Source organism: Flavobacterium magnum (assembly GCF_003055625.1).
Taxonomy (GTDB): domain Bacteria; phylum Bacteroidota; class Bacteroidia; order Flavobacteriales; family Flavobacteriaceae; genus Flavobacterium; species Flavobacterium magnum.
Genome location: NZ_CP028811.1, coordinates 114,241 through 138,339 on the forward strand (window position 1 = coordinate 114,241; position 24,099 = coordinate 138,339).

The following is a 24,099-nucleotide window of genomic DNA, read 5'->3' on the forward strand; positions in this document are numbered from 1 at the left end:
TTTAAGCGTTAAACTTTACAACAATCTTTTTCACATCCTGATGGCCTGCGTACAATGCCATGTGTGCAAACTGGTTCGGGATGATGCAGAAATAACCCGCAGGCACGCTGATGGTCTTAATGGTATCGGAATGCGCCAGTAAATAGTCACCGTCCTTGTCGTACTCCTTAAAAATGGCGCTCTCTTTATCTAAATCTGCGTATGCGACAACATCAACACCAGAAAGGGTGATGTGAATGTCCATCTGAATCTTATGGGCTTCAAGCACACGCGGGTCAAAATTTTCTCCCGTTTTCTCGCTTTTTAGCGGAATCAATGTAATCGTTTCCAATGCTGTTTTGGTTTCCAGATCGTGCAGGGAATTGTGCTGCAGATAAGACACCAATTCAGCAATCGCAGGGTAAATGCCCTGATAATCTTTTATATTTTCCAGTGTTCCGGTTATCATAGCGGCTTAGGATTTGATTTTTGTTTTTTCGTTTAGAGTATCAATCAATTCCTGGTTGACCATATAGGCAGGATTGATGTGGGCATTGATCTGGGCCAACTCAGGGTTAGCATCCAGTAAAGCGATAACATCCTTTAAAGTGTAATCCGGAATACCGGACAGCTTTTCATGAATCTGGTTGAACAATTGCAGGTCCTCATCATAATCCAGGGTCAGTCTGTAATCCCTCACATAAATTTCAGGCAGGTCGACCAGATTGATCTTGAAATGCTCCTGATTGTTCATGAAATACCAGGTCATGTATTCAGAATAATCGGCATTCGGAAAATGGCTTTTTACTTTTTCCAAAGCCTGTGCGTTCATGATCTCAATGTTTGTCCCCACGCTGGCGTTACGGGCCGCAGTGTAATCGGCGCCGGACTCAAAATGCGATTTCAGCAAAATCTGGCAGATTTCATTGTCCAGGTAAGGGTTGTCAGCTGTCACGCGGATGACAACGTCAATCCTGAGTTCCCTGATGATATCAAGATATCTCTGTATGACATCCTCCGGATCGCCGCGGTGAAAAATCACGGCGTCACTGTATGTGTAGTCCTTCAAAGGCGCATCGGTTTCAAGTGTCGATGTGGCCAGGATAACATGGTTGACATTGGTAAAGCGGCAAAGATTCTTAAGCGAAAATGACACCGATGGCAGGTCGCCGATATTCAGCAGCGCTTTTTGCTTTAACCTTGAAGATTTTAATCGGCATGCAGAAATTACTGCAATATTGGCTTTCTTAAAATCCGTGGCCTGCAACGCTTCCCCTTCATTTTTATTGGTGCTTAAGATATGGAAACCGGCAATCCTGTCGCTGATTTCTTTTGAATTCAGGCCGTTAAGTCCGGACCGCTTGTAATCAAAATCATCCGCTACGGACAGCATCTGTCCTTTCACCTTATCCGCTTTCAGGATCGGTTTCATGATGGAATTCCTGAGGTAAGTGCGCTCCCTTTCATTAATGAATCCGGCTTCGTGCAGTTCGGAGAAATTGGCGATGATTTCCATCATTTCTGTAAACTGCGCAATATCAAGGCTTGAGTATTTATCATATTTGGTTTCCATACTGTCAAGCAGCACGTGCTTTTCGATAATATCGGCACCTGAGGCCATCGCCATCGCAGGCATCCATATGGCGTATTTCGACTCCCGGTCGATGTGGTCTGCAAAAACGATTTTTTTTCCGAAGCGTTCTTTTACCGCCTTGATTTTTGATATGCCCGAATCAAGCAATTGGGTGGGATAGCCCTGGAAACCTACTTCCAGTAAAATTTCTGAAGGATTTAAACCAGCTTCAAATTTGTTGAGGAAATATTCGATTTCATGCATTTCGAGCGCGGCAATGTTCAGGATCAGTTTCTTTCCTGATAAATTCAATTTCGAAAGTTCTTTAATCACGACCGCGTTAAACAACACCGAAACCTGTAATTTGACGCCATAAACCGAATCAAAATTATCTTTCAGCACCTGCACCCCGTATTCATCAAAAATATCAAGCCACACATTCTTGGATTCATTAGCAAGCGCTATCAGGCTGCTCCATTCCTGTGGGCTAAATAGCAATTCCTGGTAAATTGAATAGGCCGAGAAATTAGGCGTAGCCAGTTTGTCGGGGTGTAAAGGCTGGAATTTGATGCTGTAACCCTGAAATTTTTCAAATTGCTTTATCAGGGCCGTGATATAATTGATATCGCCGCCGTGGGTATTTGCAATTTCAATGATCACCTGATTTCCTAATGCTGTGTGTTCCATATATGAAATATATTTTATGCAGATTATTTGCTGGTCCAGCCGCCGTCAACGACGATGTTCTGTCCCGTGATGAAGTTTGATGCCCCAGACGCAAGGAATACGAAAGCGCCTGCCAGATCCTCCGGTTTTCCTATCCTGCCCAGGCTGGTCCTGGCTTCGAGTTCTTTGATAAACCCTTCGGTTTTTTGTACGGTCTCCGATGGGAACGGACCCGGCGTTACAGCATTTACATTGATATTGGATTTACCCAAGTACGTTGCATAATACCGTGTGAGCTGCAGGATTCCCGCTTTTGCAGCGCCATAATGCGGCGGATTTAAAAACTGGGGAAAGTCGTCATACACCTCAAACTGCGGCGCTACCATGCCATACATCGAAGACACATTGATGATCTTTCCTGAACCTGATGCCTTGAAGTAAGGAATGATTTCTCGGATGCACTTGAAAACACTGTTCAAAGTGCCGTCAATTCCGGTGGCCCAGTCCTCGTCGGTCATGGTTTCAGGTGACTGGCCTTTACTGAAAAAGGCATTGTTGATGAGCACGTTTATCGGAGCCATCGCATTGATTTCTGCAAAAGCGTTTTTAATGCTTTCAGTATCAGAAACGTCACATTGATAAAAAAAGAGCTTTTGCTTATCGTCGAAGGTGCTTTCAAAACTTTCCTGGTTCCTTCCCAGCACATACACCGTCGCACCGTGAAAGCGTAAACTTTCGGTGATGGCTTTTCCAAGATATCCGTAACCTCCTGTGATTACTACCGTTTTTCCGTCAAGTGAAAATGTTTGTACCATGTTATTTTGGCCAGTTTGAAGGCATAAGCACCGTTTCAGAAATTGAATTTATGAATTCAGGCAAATCGGGTGTCGAATCAATTCCTGAGAGATTATTTTTCAGCTGACTGAGATTTTCAACCCCCATAATTACCTTGTCAATATAAGGCAATGACAGCGTATATTTTAATAATGCACCCGAAAGGTTTCCGCCAAATTGCTGCTGCAGTGCACTGATGTGCGGCTTGGCTTCCGTAAAAAATTCGGGAAGTTTTGTAGTATCTGCAAAAAAAAGACCCTGCAAAAATGCGGAACGGGTATGAATTTCACAGCCCTTACTTTTCAAGTCCTGCATCAGCGCGGCAAATCTTTTATCGAAATAGTTAAACGGCACCTGAATCAAATCGGGTATATGATTCTTGTCCAGCAACAATTCCAGCTCATTGACTGCATTGAGTGAAAACCCTATCTTCTGTACTTTGTTTTCTGACCTAAGCCGCTGCAAAGTTTCCCATTCCGACGGATTGTCGAGCAAAGCCAGCGGCCTGTGTGCCAGATAGCCGTACAACGCATCCGTTTTCAGGTTTTCAAGTGTTTTGGAAAACTGGGTCCGGATTGGCTGCGAATTTTCAGCACTGAGGAACTTTGACACCATTTTAAAGCCTGAAAGGTCATTCTGCCCGAGCACTTCTTCTGCATTTCCGTACGCGGAAGCGCTGTCGAGTGTATCGATGGACTGCGCCGAAGCATAGTCAAGAATCCTGCCTACTTCATCCGGCGGCGTCTGCCCGTGATGGTTTGTCACACCATACGGAATGCCGAACTGGACGGTGCCGAGGCCGATTTTACTTTTTAGCTGCATGAAACTGATCAATCGACGCGATAACGAATTCCTGTTGTGCTTCGCTCAATGTGGGATACATCGGCAGGCTGATACATTGTTTATAGTATGCTTCAGAGAAAGGACGGTCGCCTTCCTTCCATCCAAACTGCCTGTAATATGGCATCAGGTGACATGGAATGTAATGTATTTGGGCATAAATTCCCTGTTCCCTTAAATAATTATACAATCCGAGTCGGTCCTCGATTTCAATAATATACAAATGGTAAGCATGTCCTTCGACTACGCCGGATTGTCCCTGGATGTAATTTTTACCGTTGAAGGCCTCGAAATACGTTGCGGCAATCTGTCTTCTCCTGTCGATTCCGGCATTGGCACGCGAAAGCTGGCTCAATCCGAGTGCGGCCTGGAAATCCGTCAAACGATAGTTGTACCCCAAATCCTGCATTTCCATGTACCAAAGCGGATATTTGTCATCGCCGCCGGCAAAGGCAATCGAATTGGTATATAAATCGTCAGACTTCACGATACCGTGGGTCCTTAGCTTTAATAGTTTTTTATAAAGGGCCTCGTCATTCGTGGTGATCATTCCGCCTTCCCCACACGCAATGTGCTTTACGGGATGGAACGAAAAAATGGCCAATTCAGCAAAATTCCCGTTACCGCAGTTTTGCTGTTGCCCTTTTGAATCGGTAAAATAACCTCCCGGTGCATGGCATGCATCTTCAATAATCCACAATCCATATTCATCGGCGAGTTTTTTATAGGCTTCGAGGTCGACCGCCCTTCCGGCAAAATCTACCGGGATGATGCCCTGGTAAGTGCCTTTAGGCGATGCTTCCAATAATTTTCTTACTGAATTGATGTCCAATAAGTACGTCTCCGGATCAATATCCCCAAATACGACTTCACCGCCGCAATACCGTACACAGTTTGCCGAGGCTGCAAATGTTATCGGCGTGGTGATGACTTTCTGTCCTTCTTTCACATCCAATGCCATGGCGCAGAGGTGCAACGCTGCTGTACCATTGGCATTGGCGACTGCATATTTTGCGCCGACGTATTTTGCAAATGCCTGCTCAAACTCCAGTATTTTCGGGCCTTGTGTGAGGTAATCGGATTGCAGGGTTTCGATGACGGATTTGATATCTTCATCGGTAATGTTCTGACGGCCGTAAGGGATATTCATCTTTGTCATTATGCGGTAAAGTTTGGGTCAACGTGTTCAACGATAAGTTTCCTGAGGTCATCGACCGAATCCCACTCCGTATTGGTTTCCGAATTGTAAGCAAAACCTTCCGGCACACGCACCGCGTTGAATTCCTTGATAAAATCTTCAAGTTTCCAACCGTGCATAGACGGCAGGATGGTGTAATATTTCCCCAGATCGTAGGTGTAAAATGAATCTGATGGCGTAATCATCTCTTCATGGATCTTCTCTCCCGGACGGATGCCGACGATATCCAAAGTGCACTCAGGCGCTACCGCCTCGGCCACATCGGTAATCTTGTACGATGGGATTTTCGGGATAAAAATCTCACCGCCCCACGCATGCTGCATCGCATGCATGACCATGTCGACGCCGCCCTGAAGCGAGATGTTAAAACGCGTCATGTTCGGATCGGTGATTGGGAGTTTTCCTTCTGGTCTCTTTTTCATGAAAAATGGGATTACCGAGCCGTTTGAACCCATTACATTCCCGTACCTCACTACGGAAAATTTGATTGGATTCATTCCCTTGATGTTGTTGGCGGCAACGAACAATTTGTCGGAAGTCAGTTTAGTGGCTCCGTATAGGTTGATGGGGGCGCAGGCTTTATCGGTCGAAAGCGCCACCACATTCTGAACGTTGGTCTGCAGCGCAGCGTGAATGACATTCTGCGCGCCACCGATATTGGTTTTAATGCATTCATCCGGATTGTATTCCGCGAGGTGAACGTGTTTCATGGCTGCCGCATGGATGACAATATCAACACCCTGGAATGCCCTTATCAATCGCTCCTGGTCCCTGACATCGCCTAAAAAGAAACGGATTTGCGGGTATTCGCTCAGCGGAAATTCCTGTGCCATCTGGAATTGCTTCTGTTCATCCCTTGAAAGGATGATCAGTTTTTTGATTTTTGGATAGGTTTTGAAAATGTGTGCTGTGAGGGCTTTCCCAAGAGATCCTGTCCCGCCGGTAATTAAAATCGATTTATTTTCAAGTGTCATACTGCAGATTTTAAGATTAATAATTTGGTTTATCAGTGGTATTGTTTGTCGTAGTAATTTTTGTAGTCGCCCGAAGTGACATTTTTCAGCCAGGCTTCATTTTGCAGATACCAGTCAATGGTCAGCTCAAGGCCTTCCTCGAAGGTCACCGAAGGCTTCCATCCGAGTTCACTGTTGATTTTTGAAGCATCGATCGCATAGCGCAGGTCATGACCGGGGCGGTCTTTTACGTAGGTGATCAGTTTTTCCGAAGCACCTGCTTCCCTTCCCAGCTTGGCGTCCATTTTGGCGCAAAGTAGCTTCACGAGGTCTATGTTCTGCCATTCGTTGAATCCGCCGATATTGTACGTTTCGTGGTTTTTGCCTTCATGAAAAACGAGGTCTATTGCTGCGGCATGATCTTTTACGAAGAGCCAGTCACGCGTATATTTACCATCACCGTACACAGGCAAAGCTTTGTTTTCAATGATATTGTTGATCAGCAATGGGATGAACTTTTCAGGGAAATGGTTCGGCCCGTAATTATTGGAGCAATTGGTAATGACATAAGGCAGGCCATATGTTTCTCCGTAAGCCCGCACAAAATGGTCTGAACCGGCTTTCGAAGCCGAATACGGTGAATTCGGATCGTAAGGCGTAGTCTCCGTAAACAATCCGGTCTGCCCGAGGCTTCCGTACACCTCATCGGTACTGATATGGTAGAAGCGTTTGCCTTCTGCGTTATTTGCCCATGCGGTTTTGGCGGCATGCAGCAGATTCACCGTACCGATAACGTTGGTTTTCACGAAAGACATCGGATCAGTGATCGAGCGGTCGACGTGCGACTCGGCCGCAAGATGGATGACGCCGTCAAAATGATGGTCTGCGAACAACGCGTTGATAAAATCCGGATCGGTGATGTCGCCTTTTACGAAGGTATAGTTGGGTTTATTTTCAATATCGCTGATATTCTCAAGATTTCCCGCATACGTGAGCGCATCCAGGTTTACGATGTGGTACGCCGGGTATTGCTGCACAAAACGACGTACGACATGGGAGCCGATGAATCCGGCGCCGCCCGTAATCAATATTTTTTTTACAGATTCCATATTTTACAGTAACTTTTTTTAATGGCTTCGCCCCGTCAGTCCCACATTGTGGTTGACAAGGCAATTGTTTTATCTTTAAAAATCTAAGCCGTTTCGTGCTTAGTGAGCGTGACCATTATCCCCATTTCTTCCAGGATGATTTTCACACTGTTTTTGTTCACCTGGCTCACCGTACCCTGCTTTCCCCGAAATGGGCCGTGCGGGATACTGATGCTGCTTCCGGCTTTAAGTCCTGTGATTTCTGCGTTGGATACGCTTTCATCGAGACTGTCTTTCAGCGCCTGCATTTCGGTTTCGCGAATCACGGCCGGTTTCCCGAGCCAGTATAAGTAGCGCACCACACCCGGCACCTCAAAGACCTTTTCCCTTTCATTTTCGGCCACATTCACAAAAACGTAGGACGAGATCAGCGGTGTTTCCACTTTCTTCTTCCTGTCAGACCATTGCCTGACCTGAATCAACAGCGGGCAATACGCCTCAATCCCGATTTGCTCCAGCCGCCGGGCGACTTTCTTTTCGTTGCGTGCCTGGGTGTAAATCACAAACCACGGCATTACTCCTTCGGTTTGTGGTTTTCATAAATCACCAAACCCTTATCGTCTTCATATTCTTCCATCAGGAAAAATTCGACCTTGCGCTTTATTTCATTTTCAATCTTGACACCCAGTTTATCGATGTAACTCGCGTGCAACTGCTGCCCTACTAATATCACCTCTATCCGGCCGCTGTCGATGCCATTGGCATAATCCCCGATAATCACGACTTTCTCCACTTCACCCATTCGCTGCAGGATCATATCCACCATTGCCTCGATACCGATATGGTGCCTGATGATTTTCTGGATAATGGAAAATAAAGGATGTTTTTTATTCGCTCGGTAAATGATCTTGTTCTGGCTGGCTTCCTTCTCGAGAAACCCGGCTTCAAGCAGGTTGTTGAGCTCTTTGCGGATGGCGTTGGTCGATTCGTTCAACTCTTCGGCGAGGCCACGCAGATAGCCATTTGTAGCGACATTCATGAAAAATTTCACCAATATCCGTTGCCTCGTCTTTGAAGTAATAAGTGATTCAAGCATGAGTTAAAACCAAGTGAGTAACAAAAGTACTCTTTTTAACATAAAAAAAACAAAAAAAGCCCTTAAATTTTAAGGGCCTTGTATTATGAAAATGTGTCTTCGTTAATTCGTGCTTCCTACAGACTGTACGATAAACCCGATCGCGCCCAGCTTTGCCGTGTCAAGGATGTTCCTGCCATCGAATACAAAAGCGGGCTTCTGCATGTTGTCGTAGATTTTCTGCCAATCGTATTCCCGGAATTCATCCCATTCGGTCAGGATGGCTACCGCGTGTGCGCCGCGGCAGACTTCGTACGGATCCTCCATGACCTGTATGCCTTTCCTGTTAAGTTCCGGAGAGCGCGTTTGCAGGTAATCCAGATCGGAAAGCACCTGCTTTTCCTTCACCTGCGGATCGAAGACGGCGATATTGGCCTGTTCGTTAAGCAAGTAATCTGAAACATAAATCGCCGCGGATTCGCGCGTATCATTTGTGTCTTTTTTGAAAGCCCAGCCCAGGAACGCAATTTTCTTCCCTGATACCGTGTTGTACAATGTCTGTACGATATTTGAGGCAAACCGCCTTTTCTGGTGGTCATTCATGATGATGACCTGCTCCCAGTAGTCAGCAACCTCATGGAGTCCGTATGACTTGGCGATATACACCAGGTTCAGGATGTCTTTCTGGAAACAAGATCCACCGAAACCGACCGATGACTTAAGGAATTTCGGGCCGATACGGCTGTCCATCCCAATCGCGCGTGCCACTTCATTGACATCTGCACCGGTTTTTTCACACAGTTCTGACATCGCATTGATGGACGAAACACGCTGCGCCAGGAATGCATTTGCTGTCAGTTTTGACAGCTCAGATGACCATACATTTGTCGTGAGGATGCGCTCCTGCGGCACCCAGTTTGCGTACACATCCACGAGTGCCTGGATAGCCTCCTGCCCTTCCGGACTGGATTCGCCTCCGATAAGTACCCTGTCCGGCTGCAGCAGATCCTGTACAGCAGTACCTTCGGCTAAAAATTCAGGATTCGACAAGATTTGGAAATGCACACCGTTTCCGGTGTTTTCCAGAATGCTTTTAATCGCTTCGGCGGTCCTGACGGGCAGGGTTGATTTTTCGACGACGATCTTGTCATTTTTGGCAATGCCTGCAATCTGGCGTGCACAAAGCTCAATGTATTTCAGGTCAGCCGCCATCCCTTTGCCTAGTCCGTACGTCTTTGTAGGGGTATTTACCGAAATGAAAATCATCTGTGCTTCGTCAATGGCCTTGTCGACTTCGGTTGAAAAAAACAGGTTCCGACCGCGCGCTTCGGCAACGAGCCCGCTCAGGCCCGGTTCGTAAATCGGGATATTCTCCACGTTTTCATCATTCCATGCGACAATCCTTTCGGCATTCAGGTCGACCACAGTCACTTTAATATGAGGACATTTCTGGGCGATGATGGCCATAGTCGGGCCACCCACATAACCAGCCCCGATGCAACAAATATTTGTAATTTTCATTTTAGTTTATTTTTCAAAAATAAGGAGTTCATTTTATAATCTGCCATCGGCCTTATCGCCGAGCATGCCTTTGACATCGTACAAAACAGCATTGGCTTTTTTCAGGGCGTCATAATCGATGTCGCGGAATTCGATATGCGATACGCCAAGCACAATCGCATCAAATTTCGCTTCCGGGATGACATTTACCGTCTTTAATCCGTATTCGTGTTGTACTTCTGCAGGATTCGCCCATGGATCGAAAACAGAGACTTTTATGCCATATTCCTCGAGCGCGGCAATCACGTCGACTATTTTGGTATTGCGCACATCCGGGCAGTTTTCCTTGAAAGTAATGCCCAGCATCAGCAATTCTGCCCCATTGACGACAACGCCTTTTCGGATCATGAGCTTCACGACTTCAGATGCTACGTAAGAACCCATACTATCATTGAGCCTTCTTCCGGCGAGGATAATTTCCGGATGGTAGCCGGATTCCTGTGCCTTCTGTGCCAGGTAGTAAGGGTCTACCCCGATACAGTGCCCCCCGACGAGCCCTGGTCGAAACGGAAGGAAATTCCATTTTGTGCCTGCTGCCTCCAGCACGGCATTGGTGTCAATTCCGAGCTTGTTGAAGATTTTGGACAGTTCGTTTACGAAAGCAATGTTGATGTCGCGTTGCGAGTTTTCAATCACTTTGGCGGCTTCAGCCACCCTAATGGTTGGCGCCAGGTGTGTCCCGGCAGTGATCACCGATTTGTAGAGTTGGTCGACTTTCTGTCCGATTTCGGGAGTCGAACCCGCAGTGACCTTGAGGATTTTCTCGACCGTATGCTCCTTGTCGCCCGGGTTGATTCGCTCAGGCGAATAGCCCGCGAAAAAATCGACGTTGAATTTTAACCCACTGATTTTTTCAAGCACCGGAACACATTCTTCTTCAGTGACTCCGGGATAAACCGTGGATTCATATATGACGATGTCGCCCTTTTTCAAAACCTTCCCCACAGTTTCGCTTGACTTGTATAGCGGTGTCAGATCGGGACGGTTGTTTTTGTCTACGGGTGTAGGAACCGTGACCACGTAGTAATTGCAATCTTTTATGTCTTCGGAATCAGCGGAACACCAAAGTCCGACTGCATCATCTGAAGCATCTTTCAGTAAAACAGACTCGAGCAGCTCTTTCTCAACTTCGAGCGTATTATCCACACCTGAATTCAGCTCCTGAACGCGGTTTTGGTTGATGTCAAATCCCACTACCCGATATTTGGTTGCAAACAATCGCGCCAATGGCAAACCTACATATCCTAAACCTATAACTGCTATTTTCATGTTTTGCTTTTTATTCTCTTTTTTATTTGAGGTTGGCCCAGTACCAGTTTACTGCCTGCTTCAATCCTTCACGCATCGAAAACTGTGGATTGTATCCCATTTGTTTTCGCGCTTTATCAATGCTTGCGAGCGAATGCGGTATGTCACCTGCCCTGTTTGGGCCATATATCACATCCACATTTGCTATCGCAGGGTCGTGCTCTGAAAGGAATTCCTTCAGGTAGCTGACCAGGTCATTCAATGTGGTACGGTCACCGAAAGCAGTGTTGTACACGGTATTGACTGCTTCCGGGTTCTGGGTCGTCATCGCAAGTTCATTCATCTGGATCACATTATCGATGTAGGTGAAATCCCGCGAATAATTGCCGTCGCCATTGATAACGGGACTTTCATAATTCATGAACTGCATCACAAATTTTGGGATGACCGCTGCATAGGCCCCTTTTGGATCCTGTTTCCGCCCGAATACATTAAAATAACGCAGGCCGACCGTTTCCAGGCCATATGTCTTGCTGAAAATATCAGCATACAATTCATTTACATATTTTGTTATGGCGTACGGTGACAACGGCTTACCGATGACATCTTCCACTTTAGGCAGGCTTTCGGAATCGCCGTAAGTCGACGAACTGGCCGCGTATACAAACCTTTTGACTTTGGCGTCGCGCGAAGCCACAAGCATGTTGAGAAAACCGCCCACATTGACATCGTTGCTTGTGATCGGATCGTTAATGGACCTCGGCACTGAGCCAAGGGCCGCCTGATGGAGCACATAATCCGCGCCGCTTACTGCAGTACGGCAATCTTCCATGTTGCGTATGTCTCCCTCAATGAGCGTGAAGTTTGGATTTTCAAACAGGTGGCTGATGTTGTGACGGTGTCCGGTCGCAAAATTATCGAGGCAGACAACCTTATAATTTTTGGCAATAAAATGCTCACAAAGATTAGAGCCTATAAAACCCGCTCCGCCTGTAATCAAAATCGTCGACTGCATATTTGAAAATTTGTGCAAATATATGATTTATAATTTCATTAACAGCTGTTGAGCAGCTGAGTTTAGTCACCCTTACTTCTCCTGAATGAAATATCACCGAAGATGAATTTGAATATCCTCACCAAGATATTACCTCGCTTGTCGTCCTCATGGTATCCGTTCGAATAGCTGCCGTAGCCATAGCCGTAGCCGTAACTGTAGCCGTAACCATAACCGTATTTCGCCTTGCTTTCAAAACTGTTCAGGATGATGCTGACGTTGTCAATCTCGTCGCGCTTGTACCGTGTGTTGAGCAGGGTAATCATGTCCTTTTTAGTAAAGTTCTGACGGACGACGTATAGGATGACGTCCGAATAGGGCGCCAGCTCCAAGGCATCTGACACCAATCCGATCGGTGGCGTATCGAGGATAATATAGTCGTACTGATTCTTGAGCTCGAGCAGCATGTCGCGCATGGCATCACTGAGGATGAGCTCGGCAGGATTCGGGGGGATCGGTCCTGAGGTAATCACATCGAGGAAAGGAATGTGTGTCGGCTGGATGATTTCCGCCAGCGTTTTTTGCCCGATAAGGTAATTTACCGCTCCGGTATCGTTGCTGATTTTAAAATCTCCGAAAATCTTCGGTTTCCTTAAATCGAGGCCGATAATGATTGTTTTCTTTTCACTCATTGCAAACACTGTGGCAATGTTGATGGAGCAGAATGTTTTGCCTTCCCCGCTCACCGAGGAGGTGATCATCAGCGTTTTGGCACCGGACACATTTTGCTTTTTATAAAGGAATTGCAGTGAAGAACGAATAGCCCTGAACGATTCGGACAGCGCGGATTTGGGTCTTTCAAAAACGGACAAGTTCGAGTCGGTATGTTTCTTACCTATGACACCGATCAGCGGAATCGTTGTCAGTTTCGCGACGTCGTCGGTGTTCTGTATCGAGTTGTTCACGAAAAAAATGCCGAACACGAAAAGCAGCGGTATGATAAATCCTAAAAACAAGGCCAGCACGTAATTTACACCCGTCTTGGGTCCTACCAATCCGCCGCCAACGTCTTTTGCCGGATCGATAAATTTGATGTCCGACACATTTGCCGCCTTGACGATATTCGCTTCCGTCCTTTTTTTAAGGAAGTCATTGTAAATATTGCTATTAAGGTCGTATTTCCGCTGTATTTTCAGGAGTTCCTGCTGGTCTTCAGGAAGTTGCTTAATAGAACTCTGTGCCTCGTTCAGGTGGCCATCAACCGTATTCAACTCGCTTCGGAGTGCGGATTTAGCCGAGCTGATATTTTCAAGAAGCACCTGTTTCACAGCATCCATCTGGTTGTCGAAATCACGGAAAATCTTCTCACTCTTCACCGCGTATTTCAATTCAGACCGCTGGGTCGAAAGCGAGATGAGCTTGGAGACATTCACGACAATATTTGGATCCTCGATACCGGCCACCGATGGCGCAGGCAATTTGGAAAAATCCGCGTTATTGATCAGGTAATTACGCAAATTGTTATAATAGGCAATCTTCCTGGTCACCTCATCTTTTTTGATCTCGTATTCCAGCAGTTTATTGCTGATCTGGCTTCCCCCGTCCTCTATCTCAATCACATTCTTTCCTTTAGTAAAGGCTTTGAGCTCATCACCGGTCCGCTTGATCTGCTCCTCCATCGCAATCATGGTGCTGTCGATGAAATTGATGGTGTTTGTCGCAAACTGGTTCTTGGCAGCCAATTGATTGTCTTTAAGCACCTGGACTGTGGTGTTCAGGTATTTTACAATCCTCGCCTTGTTCGTGCCCTGCAAGGATAATTTCAATATCGAACCGCCTTTGGCATCCGTTTCGACATTGATCCCCTGATACCCCGATACTGTACCGTCAAAGTTGTTGAACTGCACAAAATAGGTATTGCCTTTATAAAAACCAGGTTTGTCTTTGATGATTAGTGTCCAGTTCAGGAATGGCAGATTCACATTCTCTCCGGTCTTGAAATTGGCTTTAAATTCACCTTTCGATACTGCCGTGTTGCCATTAGAATTGTCGGAATAATAAATCAATCCGGCACTATCGCTTTCAAAGTTGATCTGGATCTGGTACACGCTTTCGCTCAGGAATTTAATCCTGATCGGGATTCCGGCAAGCTGCCCGAATTTCCTGTCGAATTTTACATAAAAAGGTGCTTCACCGTAGGCATCAACAAGGCTGTATTTGCCTTCCTTAAGATAATCGACGAAAAAATCAAGCCGGCTCACAACCAACTCGTTGTGTGAGCGCGACTTCAACGTGGAGGCAATCGTCTGTACCTGATCTGACGTACCGCCCCAGTTAAAAACCAGGCTGGTGTTTGATGTAAAAAAAGGGTTGTTTTCCTCTTTCACCGAGATCGTGGTTTCCAGCCCGTAAATTTTTTCCTTCCTGATATTCACCTGATACGCAATGGTAAAGGCAACAATCCAGCTGGCTATGAACCATCTCCAATAACTCGCCGTCTTAATCAGAAAGCCTTTGAAATCAAAACTGTTCTCACTTTCAAAAAAAGAAAAATCCTTAGTGTCGAGCATCGTATGTGTTAATTTTTAAGCAATAAAAAAGTGGTTGTAGCCAGCGACAATATCGTAACTATTGTGGTTAAGGATTCTATCCCTGTTTTTCCCGTTCCCCATGATTTTTGCTTCAGGGGCTTCACAAAGATGTAGTCGTTGGGCTGGATGTAATAGTACGGACTTTGTATGGCTTTGATGTCGGTGAGGTCAATGTCATGCATCTCAGTACCATATGGAAATTGCCTGATGACCGTTACCGATTTACGGTCGCCCGTAATCGTGACGTCACCTGAATTTGCCAGTGCTTCGAGTATGTTCAGTTTTTCCGTGAAGAGTGTCTTGGTACCCGGGCTTGTCACTTCGCCACTGGTCGTGTAACGTATGCCTGCGAGCTTAACATTTACAAATATATCGGCCTCTTTGTTGAAATACGTTTCGAGCAATTCTTTTTCGATTTTAACGCGCACTTCGTCCAGTGTAAACCCAAGCACATTGACCTCTCCCAATATAGGAATCCTGATATTGCCATGGTCGTCTACCGTAAACCCGTTGAAATAGAGGCTGGATTCCGATTCTCCTCCGGAGTTACCGTCCGCTTTCGATGACGGACTGAAAATCGCCACCAGTTTCTGGTCTATCGCCTTGATATTGATGCTGATGATGTCATTGGTCTGCAGCCTGTAAGGCTTTAACGAAATGGGATTCACCGGACTTACCGCTGCGCCGTCCGATTTGTTTTGGAGGTAAATCATGTCTTTCGTAGGGATACACGAAGTGAGCAACGTACCCAATAACAATAAATACCACAGTCTGATCCTCATTTGAAATATATTAGCAAACAAATATAGCTTTTCCTTTATAATTATAAAATTCATGCACCACAAATGCTCAGCCATTCCCGAATGAGTTTTCAAAAGGTACCCGCTGCAGGATGCTGCGCCCCAGGGTGACCTCATCGGCATACTCGAGCTCATCGCCGACGGCAATCCCCCGGGCAATCGCTGAAGTGATAATTCCCGAATCCCCGATTTGCTTGTAAATGTAAAAATTCGTCGTATCGCCTTCCATCGTCGGGCTCAGTGCAAAAATCAGCTCGCGTACCTTCCCCGCTTTGACTTTATCAACCAATGCGGCGATCTTCAACTGTCCCGGGCCCACGCCGTCTATAGGCGAAATTTTCCCGCCCAGTACATGGTAGATGCCATGAAATTGCCGCGTATTCTCGATCGCCATGACATCCCGGATGTCCTCCACGACACACACCAGCGCATGATCGCGCTTCGGGTTGGCGCAGATGTAACAAATGGCGGAATCGGCGATGTTGTTGCAGCTTTCACAGTTTTTTACATCCTCGCGCATCGCGGTAAGCGCCTGCGACAGGAATGTCGTCTGCTCGACTGGCTGCCTGAGCAGGTGCAACACCAGCCGAAGCGCGGTACGTTTGCCGATACCCGGCAACTGCGACATCTCAGTGACTGCTTTTTCGAGTAGTTTCGAAGAGAATTCCATGGTGCAAATGTAGCCAATTAGACAATGAGAAGGCCGCAAAACAGCCATAATTAATAGCCGAATGTTGACCGCGCTGATCCATCCTGAAATACCAACGCCGCAATCCCAATTGTCTTGAAACCGTGATTTTCTGATTATCTTTTTGTATTTTGCCCAACAAACAAGCAAATACATGGCACCGGCAACAATCCTGACCTTAATTATACTTTACTTCGGACTACTTTTTCTCATTTCTTATTTCGTAAGCCGGAAAAACAGCGACAATGATACTTTTTTCAAGGCCAACAAAAATTCGAAGTGGTATCTCGTCGCCTTTGGAATGATCGGCACGGCGCTTTCGGGTGTGACTTTCATCTCCGTCCCGGGTAAAGTAGGGGCTGAAGCCGTTCAGTTTTCCTATTTCCAGTTCGTTATAGGGAATGCCATCGGTTTTTTACTCATTGCCAAAGTGCTGTTGCCACTGTATTACCGCATGAATCTCACGTCAATCTACGGCTATATCGAGCAGCGCCTCGGGACCATCAGTTATAAGACGTCCGCCACGATTTTCCTGATCAGCCGCACAATCGGATCGGCATTCCGGCTGTATCTCGTAGTGATCGTATTGCAGCGGTATGTATTTGACGCGTTCCACATGCCGTTTGCACTCACCGTGCTGGTTTCATTGGCATTGATTTTCGCGTATACCTATCGCGGCGGACTCAAAACAATCATCATCACTGACACGCTGCAGACGTTTTTCCTGGTCTCTTCAGTATTCCTTACGATTTATTTTATCTGCCAAAGCCTTGACCTCGATGCCATTCAGGCTTTTGAAGCCGTAAAGAACAGCCAGTATTCCAAAATCTTTTTTTATGAGGATGCCATGGCGCCCACTTTTTTCATAAAACAGGTGCTTGGCGGTATGTTTGTCACGATCGCCATGGTCGGGCTGGACCAGGACCTGATGCAGAAAAATCTGAGCTGCAGAAACATCGGCGAAGCGCAAAAAAACATGTTTACTTTTACGGGTACATTTGTGCTGATCAATATTTTTTTCCTGAGTGTCGGCGCGCTGTTATACCTTTATGCCGGCAAAAACGGCATTGCCATACCGGAATACCTCGGCAAACCGAAGACTGATTTCCTTTTTCCCGAAATCGCGCTGAACCATCTCGGTGCAATTCCGGCAATCGTCTTCCTGCTGGGGCTTACGGCCGCCACGTTTGCCACCACAGATTCCGCCCTGACCGCGCTGACCACCTCATTCTGCGTCGATTTTCTCGGAATGGACAAGGCTGAAAATAATACCGGACCAAAAACAGTACGCACGCGTCATGCCGTGCATATCGGGTTTTCACTGCTGATGTTCCTCGTAATCATTGTCTTTAATGCCTTAAATGATGAGTCGGTCGTCACGATGATTTTCAGGGTTGCCGGATATACTTACGGCCCATTGTTGGGGCTATATTGCTTTGGATTGTTTGTCAGGAAGCTCGGCGTTCATGATCGGTTTGTCCCGATAGTCTGCGTGATGTCACCGATGCTTACCTGGTTCATCAGCGAAAATTCAGCCACATGGCTGAACGGATACATTTTCGATACGGAACTGATTATCGTAAACGGACTGATCACCTTCCTCGGATTGCTGATCATCAGCAGGAAAGCCGATGCGCAGACACGATTTTAATATTGGTTTGTCGCGAGCATCACTAAAGTGCAGGCCACTTCTACCGCAATACCATTAGCACGCAGCAATTGGTACAATTCGGGGTTCTCAGTGCCCGGGTTGAAGATTACCCTTTTGGGCTGCAGGCTGATGATGTAGTTGTAATAATCCCGCTGCCGTTGCGGATTAAGATATAAAGTGACGGTATCCACATTGGTGAACGGAACCTGTTTTGTCTGGATTTTGGTACCGTTGACCTCACCTTCCTTCTGCCCGATGGCTACGACCGAATGATCGTGAGCGGTGAGTCGGTTGATGGCCATGTTCGAATACCTTGCAGGATTTTCAGAGGCGCCCAGCACCAGCGTTTTCTTACTTTTCATAGCGTGTTTTATTTACAAAATAACGATTTTCCCGCCAGTAAATGTTATTTATTGATGATATCTTTTACAACCTGGTAGTAGTCCCTGGGCAACAGGTCACCGGCCTTGCGAGAACCAAGGTAACCGCCGAACAGCACACCGGAAATAGGTAAATAGTTGCCGTTCTCATCAATCAGGATTTCGGGCCTTGTAAAATCGATTACGGAAATATGGTCCTTATCGTACACGATTCTAAAATATTCCTTCACCGTCGTAGCCTTACCATCACGGACCGTAATGGCTGTACCGGGTTTTTTCAGGACCCTGAGTTTCTTCATATTCAGCGTATCGGATATTTGGAAATAAAAAGCGGGATTGATCCGGGCGTTTGCTGTATACAGACTCATTTTTTGCTTCTCCCAATCGTTGTGCGTGAACGTGTGCATCAGGTGTGGTGCTGAGCCAAGATAGGTTTGCAGCCGTTTTTTGTCGGCTTCCCCTTTTTTCGAAAGATCGATATAGAACGTTGATCCGGCATAATAGCTCCGGTTGATCGCATGATCCGAAATACTGGTCTCGGTATAACTTAGTGAAAATTCAATCAGGTCGAAACGGATTTCATATTTCAGGTAATCATTCCTAATGCGAAGCGTATTGGCCGCGGAAGCTTTCAGCGTATTGGTTTCCAGATCATACGATACATCGATATCATCCTCGTTGAGGATTTTACACGATTTTCCCGCCTGCGATGTCCCGAGGAATTGCCGGCGGAACACGTCCAGAAGCTGGCTGCGCGAAAACGGCCCTCTGCTGACAACGACTTCCTCAAGAGCGGTCTGGGTTTTCTCAAGATAAATTTTCATGAATTTGCCCGCATAATCGAGGGGCTTTCTGAGCCTGTAGGTTGCATAACCCACGAAACTGATGACCAGGTCGCTCTCGCCTGCCCCGACTGAAATGCCGAAATTGCCCTGCTCATCGGCTACGGTCGCAGTGGTTGTCCCATCAAAATAAATCGTGGCACCTGCCAGCGGCTGTTCGGTTTCCTTGTCGGCAATCATGCCTTTTAAGGCTTGCGGCTGTACAGGTTGTATGCAAAAAAACACCAGCAGGAAAAGATAAGCCCTGATTTTCATAACGATGTAGTTTTTTTCAAATATAATAACCAAAGATTAGGTTTCAATAATAATGATTTTTTATTTATAACTTTACAGGTAAGCCGGATTCCGGAATTAATTTTGCCGAAAAACATGGAGTTATTCATTTACTTATTTGCCGCGCTGTTCTCGGTTCTGAATCCGATCGGCACGGTGCCTATTTTCGTGGGGCTGACTCAGGACGATGACAAGAAGGAACGTTCCCGCGTTTCACTCTGGACCGCCATCGATGTATTTATTATTTTGATCATTTCGTATTTCATCGGGCAGTATGTATTGACTTTCTTCGGTATCAGCATTGAGGCGCTGCGTATCGCCGGCGGACTGATTATCGTGAGTTCGGGATTTTCACTGCTCACGGGAAAATTCAGCAAAACACGCGGTATCAATAAGGAAGTGGCCAATGACCTGCAGAAACGCAACGACATCGCTTTAACGCCACTCGCCATCCCGATGCTTGCCGGCCCCGGATCCATTTCCCTGCTGATCGCATTTTACCAGGAGCACCATCAGACAGCGGAAATGATGATCGCCGTATTGTCAATTTTGGCGGTAGCGTTCGTGATTTTCCTCATTCTGAGGAGCGGGCATTACCTCGCTAAAATCCTGGGTGCTTCAGGAATCGTAGCGATTTCAAGGATTGTGGGATTTATTGTCATTGCTATCGGAATCCAGTATATCGTCAGTTCGATCATCAGCATCATCAAAAGCAACCTGCTATAACACAAAAAGGCCTCCCGAGGGAAGCCTTTTTTAAAAAAAAGTAAAACAAAACTATCCTGCATTCAGGATTTTCCGATCATACAATAACGGCCGCCATACCCTGTACGTGAAGCTGATTAAGATCAGGTTGATCAGCAGCAAGCCGCCGGTTTCGATCAACTCCCCTGTCTCATCGCGCTCGAGGAACAGGTGGAACAAAAAAATATTCAAAATGACCGGCAGCGCGATCAACGCCCCAATACCCGAAAAAACCTGGCTGATGAGCATGATGCCGCCCGCGAGTTCGACAATGCCCAGGAATTCCCAGAAAAAGCCGGTCTGTTTCATGCCGAAAATATAATTCTTAATTTGGAGTGCCTCGATTGTTGGCGCCACCTGACCGCCTTGCTGTACTTTCTCGACAATCTCTGTCGGTGAGGGCATCGGCCTGGCAAATTTCATGATGCCGCCGTAAAGCAGCATACCGCCGAGAATCAGGTTGAGAACAATACGGATGATATTTTTTACTTTCATAATTATTGTAATAAGGTGTATTGAAATGTTGGGTAGCCGCGCTCGCCCGCGCTATTCGAACCGCCGGTAAATTTGAGTTTATAAAGGTTGCCCGCCGGATCTTTGATAATAAAGAACCGGTCGGTCTTTAAAACGAATTGAGAAACCGGGCCGTTCGGTCCGTTTACGCTTGTGCTTCTCCAGTTCGAACCTATATTTGTCTGGTTTTCAGTAAAAAGATCTGGCGATACATCGGCTTTCGTAAAGCGGTCATAAGTGACGTCGTCTGACACGGAAACCATGTAGGCCCTGGCACCGCCCTTGAGATTAGTAAGCACAAAATCGGGAAAATAATAAGGGGTGGTTCCGCCTAAGAGGTTTGTAAAAGTCGTGAAATTCAGATCCCATAATACTTTTTGAGGTTCGACCATCACTGTATTTTTTGCAACCAGGCTGAAGAACGTAAAATTGTAAGCCGCATTTTTTGAAAGGGTCACTTCTTCGTGGGTCGTGGCACCGATAGCGGCGTATTGAACCCGGTAATCGCTGCCGCTGCGCAGCACCCGGATCTTCATCCAGCCCCTTGACGCGCCGGATCCTGAAGCATCTGCTCCTATGGCAGGCATGGTTGTCGCTGGGTTGCTTCCCATATTGATCAGGTACACTTTATTGTCGGCATCGTTTGCCGAAACCGGATCTATCGCAGTGTCATGCGTACCCGGGTCATTGTCAAACACGCCGGTGGGACTGTCAATCTGCGTGGCAATGCCCTGCCCCTGGGCAATGATCATGGTCTCATCAGGGAGTTGCACCTCATCAATATTGGTGGTTTCCAGTTTTTTGGCAGCCATCTTAAGCGAACTGTTCAATACCACCCGGAAATCTGTTCCGGAATAAAAGCCCAAATCCCAGGAAACCCTTGGCACTACGGTCATTGCACCACTGCTCAGGTCAATGTACACCTGGTTCGGTTGTGTCGCGCCGCCCACTTCAGCTGCAAGTGCCGCCCCGAGTGAAGCAGTTTCGCTGAAATTAACCTGGACCGCATCGTTCGCCGCTACAGTCCCTACAGACACGGCCGTAATGGTGAACAATACATGCTTCACCTGTCCTTCTACGGCGTCAACCATTTTGTTGAACGTGAAATTTACTGAGGTAACCCCGGCTTCAAACGGAACAGTTACCGTGTCGCCGTCAGCGTCGGGCAAGGTGGTAAAGTCGGTACCATAGGTTGCCCCTTGCGCATCGATTAGCAGCGTGACCGTACCTGCGGCAGGCGTCGGCGCTGAAAAAGCAATTGTCACGGGCGTGGCGTCGGCCGAAAGATTTACGGATGGGGTCGCAAATGCCACCGACAGTCCGTTCGTTTTAGGATCGTCGTCATTGCATGCGGCAATGGCTATTGCCAGGCAGGAAAGGAATAAGATAAGCGTGTTCTTCATGGTGATGTATTAATTTATTTGTTAAAGTTCAGGTTGTACGTAAGTTTGACAAACGCCGAGCGGCCGTAACCCAGCAGCATATCAGACGCTCCCGAATGGATGCCGGTCGTTGCTGTGCCTGTGCGGATTGTCCTTATATTGAAAAGGTTCCGCATCCCAAGGCTCACCTCAAGTTTCTTACCGAAGAACTCCCGGCGAACCGAAGCGTCCATCCAGCTGTATGCCTCAATTTCGGAGAGCAGGAACGCCGCGTTGTTGTTTGCGTCGGTGGAAGCGATGTATTGCTGCTGCCTGCCATTGTATTTGTAATAAATGGCAAGAAGCGTGCGCCAGGCCGGGATGCTGTAAGAAATGCTCGAGTTGATTTGCAAGGCATACAGGAAGCGGTTATCTGAGGTGGCTCCGAGTGCGGCCAGGTCGATTTGCTGCGAAATTCCGACCAGTGCCAGTCCGAGATTCAAGTTCCAATTTTCATATGATAACTGGTTTGTGGACGCGAGGTTCCACATCTTATAACGATCGATGTTCAGGTATTTGTAGCGTTGCGTGGGAACAATGTCTTCCAGAACAAGGCTGATGCGGTCATCGACAGTCAGCAGCGTAACGGCCAGCGTATTGGAAACTTTCACATCCGCATCAAATGAGGTGCTTTTCTTCACACTCAACTCATACGACATCGCGGCTTCGGGAGACAGGGATTCGTTGCCCTGTAGGTTGTGATTCGAATCGACAAAATAAGTATAGAGTTCATCGAAGTTCGGTGTACGGTAGGACCTTCCCAAAGACATTCGCATTTCAATCGCCTTCGGAAAAAGGTAACGCAGCCCGAGTGACGCGGCATACTGGTCGTCAAAAACAGACTGGAACGAATACCGCAGTCCGGGACGGATCGACAACTTTCGCGTGGCCTTGATTTCTGCGGAAGCGAAGACGTCATAATTGCCAAAGCGTTTGCGAATGTTTGTCAGCTGCTGGTTGTCATCCTTGAAAATCCCGGCGCTGGCATCGTAAAAGCCGTTTTCAGCAACTGCCTCATACCCCAGCTGCAGGTCAAAAGAGTCGCTTTTGAAAAAACCGCTTAAAGTGCCAGTGGAGTACAACACGTCTTTTGACTGGTACTTTTTCCGGCTGTTTGCTGATTCATGCCGTGTTTCGAGTTGGTATCGGAAATCTTCAAAATCGCGCTGCTGCCTTTGGTGAGACAGCGAGACGTTATAGGAAAGCGTGCCGAAAATCTTTCCGTAGGCGTTCAGGTGTTGGTTAAAACGGTTCGAAATGTAGCGCCGGTCATTTGCGTAAAACGTTTCGGGAAACGGGTAGTTATCCTGCGGCACTACAATAGGATTCCGGAAATCGACCTGCTCCCCGAAATAATCGAACCGGTAAAACAGGCGGAAACTGCCATTCCGGTAACCGGCGAGCGCATTAGCGGTGAATTGTTCCTTTGGGAGCCAGGTGTAGCCGCGCAGGCCGTCATTCAAACTGTAATCTTTACCTTTCCGCTCTGCAAAATACCCCGCGAAATCGTTGCGGTTGATGCCTGCCGAGACGGACCAGTTTTCATTCAGGTTGTGTGATGCCTTGACCGACTGGATGTGCCGTCCCTTGTTGAAAAATGCAAATTCATCCGAAACGGTTTCTTCCTGTACCGTAGCGGAGATTTCACAATCGTGGACCGACTGCTTTTTGGTGATGATATTCAATATCCCGCTCACCGCATTGGCGCCATGTGTGACCCCCATGGCCCCTTCTATAATCTCAATGCGCTCGACCTCGTCGAGATTCACCTGGGTCAGGTCGGTATTGTTGCCCAAACCGTTGTCCGTTACAAGCGGAATGTTGTCAACAAGGATCTTAAAATACTGTGCATCCAACCCAAACATCGACACCTGCGAACGTCCATCGCTGCCGCTCGTGCGGACGGAAATATTGAGGTATTGGTTGAGTACGTCGCCCAGGTTATTCGCTGCAAGCTGCTGGATGTCGCGTTTCGTAATGACCCTCACCTGGTGTACCGCCTTGTTCAGCGCCTGGGGCTCAAACTGTCCGGTTACGATGACTTCTTCGAGCTTATCCGTTTTCAGGGAATCGGTGTGTTGCTGCTGCCCGGATGCGGAAATGTAGGCAACGAACGTGAATAAGATGGGAAGGGATACTTTCATTATTTAGATTGCTTCTTAATAATTTTTGCAAATATATATTGTTA

General features: G+C 47.0%; 22 protein-coding genes. 2 read left to right on the forward strand and 20 right to left on the reverse strand.

Annotation, left to right across the window (positions count from 1 at the left end; genetic code table 11):
• Position 1: 1 nt before the first annotated feature.
• The 15 genes from HYN48_RS00305 to recR all read right to left on the reverse strand — a co-directional run bounded on the left by HYN48_RS00305 (position 2) and on the right by recR (position 16,069).
• Positions 2-448 carry a NanQ anomerase/TabA/YiaL family protein gene (locus HYN48_RS00305; protein ID WP_108369239.1) on the reverse strand — a complete coding sequence of 149 codons (447 nt, stop codon included), beginning with the start codon at positions 446-448 and terminating at the stop codon, positions 2-4.
• Positions 449-454: 6 nt separating this feature from the next.
• The gene (locus HYN48_RS00310) at positions 455-2,239 is read right to left on the reverse strand and encodes a cytidylyltransferase domain-containing protein (protein WP_108369240.1); all 1,785 of its coding nucleotides are present in this window, start codon (positions 2,237-2,239) and stop codon (positions 455-457) included.
• Positions 2,240-2,262: 23 nt separating this feature from the next.
• Positions 2,263-3,033 carry an SDR family NAD(P)-dependent oxidoreductase gene (locus HYN48_RS00315; protein ID WP_108369241.1) on the reverse strand — a complete coding sequence of 257 codons (771 nt, stop codon included), beginning with the start codon at positions 3,031-3,033 and terminating at the stop codon, positions 2,263-2,265.
• A 1-nt stretch (position 3,034) separates the two neighbouring features.
• Positions 3,035-3,874, reverse strand: coding sequence for an aldo/keto reductase (locus tag HYN48_RS00320; protein ID WP_108369242.1), 840 nt, complete (start codon positions 3,872-3,874; stop codon positions 3,035-3,037).
• Positions 3,858-5,051 (reverse strand): UDP-4-amino-4,6-dideoxy-N-acetyl-beta-L-altrosamine transaminase, encoded by a 1,194-nt coding sequence (pseC, locus tag HYN48_RS00325; RefSeq protein WP_245945967.1) that lies wholly within the window; start codon positions 5,049-5,051, stop codon positions 3,858-3,860. The genes HYN48_RS00320 and pseC overlap by 17 nt, the downstream gene beginning before the upstream one ends.
• Complete coding sequence (gene pseB, locus HYN48_RS00330) at positions 5,051-6,064, reverse strand: UDP-N-acetylglucosamine 4,6-dehydratase (inverting) (RefSeq protein WP_108369243.1); 1,014 nt, start codon at positions 6,062-6,064, stop codon at positions 5,051-5,053. Before pseB ends, pseC begins: the two co-directional genes overlap by 1 nt.
• A gap of 32 nt (positions 6,065-6,096) precedes the next feature.
• On the reverse strand, positions 6,097-7,152 hold the full coding sequence (gene rfbB, locus HYN48_RS00335) for a dTDP-glucose 4,6-dehydratase (protein ID WP_108369244.1): 1,056 nt from the start codon (positions 7,150-7,152) through the stop codon (positions 6,097-6,099).
• Between the two features lie 83 nt (positions 7,153-7,235).
• The gene (locus HYN48_RS00340) at positions 7,236-7,706 is read right to left on the reverse strand and encodes a UpxY family transcription antiterminator (RefSeq protein WP_108369245.1); all 471 of its coding nucleotides are present in this window, start codon (positions 7,704-7,706) and stop codon (positions 7,236-7,238) included.
• Positions 7,706-8,227 carry a winged helix-turn-helix domain-containing protein gene (locus HYN48_RS00345; RefSeq protein ID WP_108369246.1) on the reverse strand — a complete coding sequence of 174 codons (522 nt, stop codon included), beginning with the start codon at positions 8,225-8,227 and terminating at the stop codon, positions 7,706-7,708. The genes HYN48_RS00340 and HYN48_RS00345 overlap by 1 nt, the downstream gene beginning before the upstream one ends.
• A gap of 102 nt (positions 8,228-8,329) precedes the next feature.
• Positions 8,330-9,727 carry a UDP-glucose 6-dehydrogenase gene (locus HYN48_RS00350; RefSeq protein ID WP_108369247.1) on the reverse strand — a complete coding sequence of 466 codons (1,398 nt, stop codon included), beginning with the start codon at positions 9,725-9,727 and terminating at the stop codon, positions 8,330-8,332.
• A 33-nt stretch (positions 9,728-9,760) separates the two neighbouring features.
• Entirely contained in the window at positions 9,761-11,035 is a 1,275-nt protein-coding gene (locus tag HYN48_RS00355; RefSeq protein WP_108369248.1) for a nucleotide sugar dehydrogenase, read from the reverse strand.
• Between the two features lie 22 nt (positions 11,036-11,057).
• Positions 11,058-12,029, reverse strand: a complete 972-nt coding sequence (locus HYN48_RS00360; RefSeq protein WP_108369249.1) for an SDR family oxidoreductase — start codon at positions 12,027-12,029, stop codon at positions 11,058-11,060.
• Between the two features lie 62 nt (positions 12,030-12,091).
• Positions 12,092-14,578, reverse strand: coding sequence for a polysaccharide biosynthesis tyrosine autokinase (locus HYN48_RS00365; protein ID WP_108369250.1), 2,487 nt, complete (start codon positions 14,576-14,578; stop codon positions 12,092-12,094).
• Positions 14,579-14,586: 8 nt separating this feature from the next.
• Positions 14,587-15,381 (reverse strand): polysaccharide biosynthesis/export family protein, encoded by a 795-nt coding sequence (locus HYN48_RS00370; protein ID WP_108369251.1) that lies wholly within the window; start codon positions 15,379-15,381, stop codon positions 14,587-14,589.
• A 67-nt stretch (positions 15,382-15,448) separates the two neighbouring features.
• On the reverse strand, positions 15,449-16,069 hold the full coding sequence (gene recR, locus HYN48_RS00375; protein WP_108369252.1) for a recombination mediator RecR: 621 nt from the start codon (positions 16,067-16,069) through the stop codon (positions 15,449-15,451).
• Positions 16,070-16,241: 172 nt separating this feature from the next.
• Between recR and HYN48_RS00380 the strand changes: the two genes are divergently transcribed.
• Positions 16,242-17,738, forward strand: a complete 1,497-nt coding sequence (locus tag HYN48_RS00380; protein ID WP_108369253.1) for a sodium:solute symporter — start codon at positions 16,242-16,244, stop codon at positions 17,736-17,738.
• On the opposite strand, the gene HYN48_RS00385 is transcribed toward HYN48_RS00380, so the two are convergent.
• Both HYN48_RS00385 and HYN48_RS00390 read right to left on the reverse strand, forming a co-directional pair.
• Entirely contained in the window at positions 17,735-18,100 is a 366-nt protein-coding gene (locus tag HYN48_RS00385) for a CoA-binding protein (RefSeq protein ID WP_108369254.1), read from the reverse strand. The genes HYN48_RS00380 and HYN48_RS00385 overlap by 4 nt on opposite strands.
• A gap of 44 nt (positions 18,101-18,144) precedes the next feature.
• Positions 18,145-19,215, reverse strand: a complete 1,071-nt coding sequence (locus HYN48_RS00390; protein WP_108369255.1) for a carboxypeptidase-like regulatory domain-containing protein — start codon at positions 19,213-19,215, stop codon at positions 18,145-18,147.
• Positions 19,216-19,329: 114 nt separating this feature from the next.
• Between HYN48_RS00390 and HYN48_RS00395 the strand changes: the two genes are divergently transcribed.
• Positions 19,330-19,959: a MarC family NAAT transporter gene (locus HYN48_RS00395; protein ID WP_108369256.1), complete on the forward strand. Its 630-nt coding sequence runs from the start codon at positions 19,330-19,332 to the stop codon at positions 19,957-19,959.
• Positions 19,960-20,010: 51 nt separating this feature from the next.
• Here HYN48_RS00395 and HYN48_RS00400 read toward each other — a convergent pair whose 3' ends face one another.
• The 3 genes from HYN48_RS00400 to HYN48_RS00410 are packed head-to-tail and all read right to left on the reverse strand — an operon-like array spanning position 20,011 to position 24,055.
• Entirely contained in the window at positions 20,011-20,472 is a 462-nt protein-coding gene (locus HYN48_RS00400) for a DoxX family membrane protein (protein ID WP_108369257.1), read from the reverse strand.
• Positions 20,473-20,474: 2 nt separating this feature from the next.
• A complete protein-coding gene (locus HYN48_RS00405) occupies positions 20,475-21,893 on the reverse strand; it encodes an HmuY family protein (RefSeq protein ID WP_108369258.1) in 1,419 nt (472 codons plus the stop codon).
• Between the two features lie 14 nt (positions 21,894-21,907).
• The gene (locus HYN48_RS00410; RefSeq protein ID WP_108369259.1) at positions 21,908-24,055 is read right to left on the reverse strand and encodes a TonB-dependent receptor plug domain-containing protein; all 2,148 of its coding nucleotides are present in this window, start codon (positions 24,053-24,055) and stop codon (positions 21,908-21,910) included.
• Positions 24,056-24,099 lie beyond the last annotated feature (44 nt).

What these genes read in the sequence shown, in the direction of transcription:
- HYN48_RS00305 (WP_108369239.1), bottom strand. Translation starts at nt 448, where the DNA reads ATGATAACCGGAACACTGGAAAATATAAAAGATTATCAGGGCATTTAC.
- HYN48_RS00310 (WP_108369240.1), bottom strand. Translation starts at nt 2,239, where the DNA reads ATGGAACACACAGCATTAGGAAATCAGGTGATCATTGAAATTGCAAAT.
- HYN48_RS00315 (WP_108369241.1), bottom strand. Translation starts at nt 3,033, where the DNA reads ATGGTACAAACATTTTCACTTGACGGAAAAACGGTAGTAATCACAGGA.
- HYN48_RS00320 (WP_108369242.1), bottom strand. Translation starts at nt 3,874, where the DNA reads ATGCAGCTAAAAAGTAAAATCGGCCTCGGCACCGTCCAGTTCGGCATT.
- pseC (WP_245945967.1), bottom strand. Translation starts at nt 5,051, where the DNA reads ATGACAAAGATGAATATCCCTTACGGCCGTCAGAACATTACCGATGAA.
- pseB (WP_108369243.1), bottom strand. Translation starts at nt 6,064, where the DNA reads ATGACACTTGAAAATAAATCGATTTTAATTACCGGCGGGACAGGATCT.
- rfbB (WP_108369244.1), bottom strand. Translation starts at nt 7,152, where the DNA reads ATGGAATCTGTAAAAAAAATATTGATTACGGGCGGCGCCGGATTCATC.
- HYN48_RS00340 (WP_108369245.1), bottom strand. Translation starts at nt 7,706, where the DNA reads ATGCCGTGGTTTGTGATTTACACCCAGGCACGCAACGAAAAGAAAGTC.
- HYN48_RS00345 (WP_108369246.1), bottom strand. Translation starts at nt 8,227, where the DNA reads ATGCTTGAATCACTTATTACTTCAAAGACGAGGCAACGGATATTGGTG.
- HYN48_RS00350 (WP_108369247.1), bottom strand. Translation starts at nt 9,727, where the DNA reads ATGAAAATTACAAATATTTGTTGCATCGGGGCTGGTTATGTGGGTGGC.
- HYN48_RS00355 (WP_108369248.1), bottom strand. Translation starts at nt 11,035, where the DNA reads ATGAAAATAGCAGTTATAGGTTTAGGATATGTAGGTTTGCCATTGGCG.
- HYN48_RS00360 (WP_108369249.1), bottom strand. Translation starts at nt 12,029, where the DNA reads ATGCAGTCGACGATTTTGATTACAGGCGGAGCGGGTTTTATAGGCTCT.
- HYN48_RS00365 (WP_108369250.1), bottom strand. Translation starts at nt 14,578, where the DNA reads ATGCTCGACACTAAGGATTTTTCTTTTTTTGAAAGTGAGAACAGTTTT.
- HYN48_RS00370 (WP_108369251.1), bottom strand. Translation starts at nt 15,381, where the DNA reads ATGAGGATCAGACTGTGGTATTTATTGTTATTGGGTACGTTGCTCACT.
- recR (WP_108369252.1), bottom strand. Translation starts at nt 16,069, where the DNA reads ATGGAATTCTCTTCGAAACTACTCGAAAAAGCAGTCACTGAGATGTCG.
- HYN48_RS00380 (WP_108369253.1), top strand. Translation starts at nt 16,242, where the DNA reads ATGGCACCGGCAACAATCCTGACCTTAATTATACTTTACTTCGGACTA.
- HYN48_RS00385 (WP_108369254.1), bottom strand. Translation starts at nt 18,100, where the DNA reads ATGAAAAGTAAGAAAACGCTGGTGCTGGGCGCCTCTGAAAATCCTGCA.
- HYN48_RS00390 (WP_108369255.1), bottom strand. Translation starts at nt 19,215, where the DNA reads ATGAAAATCAGGGCTTATCTTTTCCTGCTGGTGTTTTTTTGCATACAA.
- HYN48_RS00395 (WP_108369256.1), top strand. Translation starts at nt 19,330, where the DNA reads ATGGAGTTATTCATTTACTTATTTGCCGCGCTGTTCTCGGTTCTGAAT.
- HYN48_RS00400 (WP_108369257.1), bottom strand. Translation starts at nt 20,472, where the DNA reads ATGAAAGTAAAAAATATCATCCGTATTGTTCTCAACCTGATTCTCGGC.
- HYN48_RS00405 (WP_108369258.1), bottom strand. Translation starts at nt 21,893, where the DNA reads ATGAAGAACACGCTTATCTTATTCCTTTCCTGCCTGGCAATAGCCATT.
- HYN48_RS00410 (WP_108369259.1), bottom strand. Translation starts at nt 24,055, where the DNA reads ATGAAAGTATCCCTTCCCATCTTATTCACGTTCGTTGCCTACATTTCC.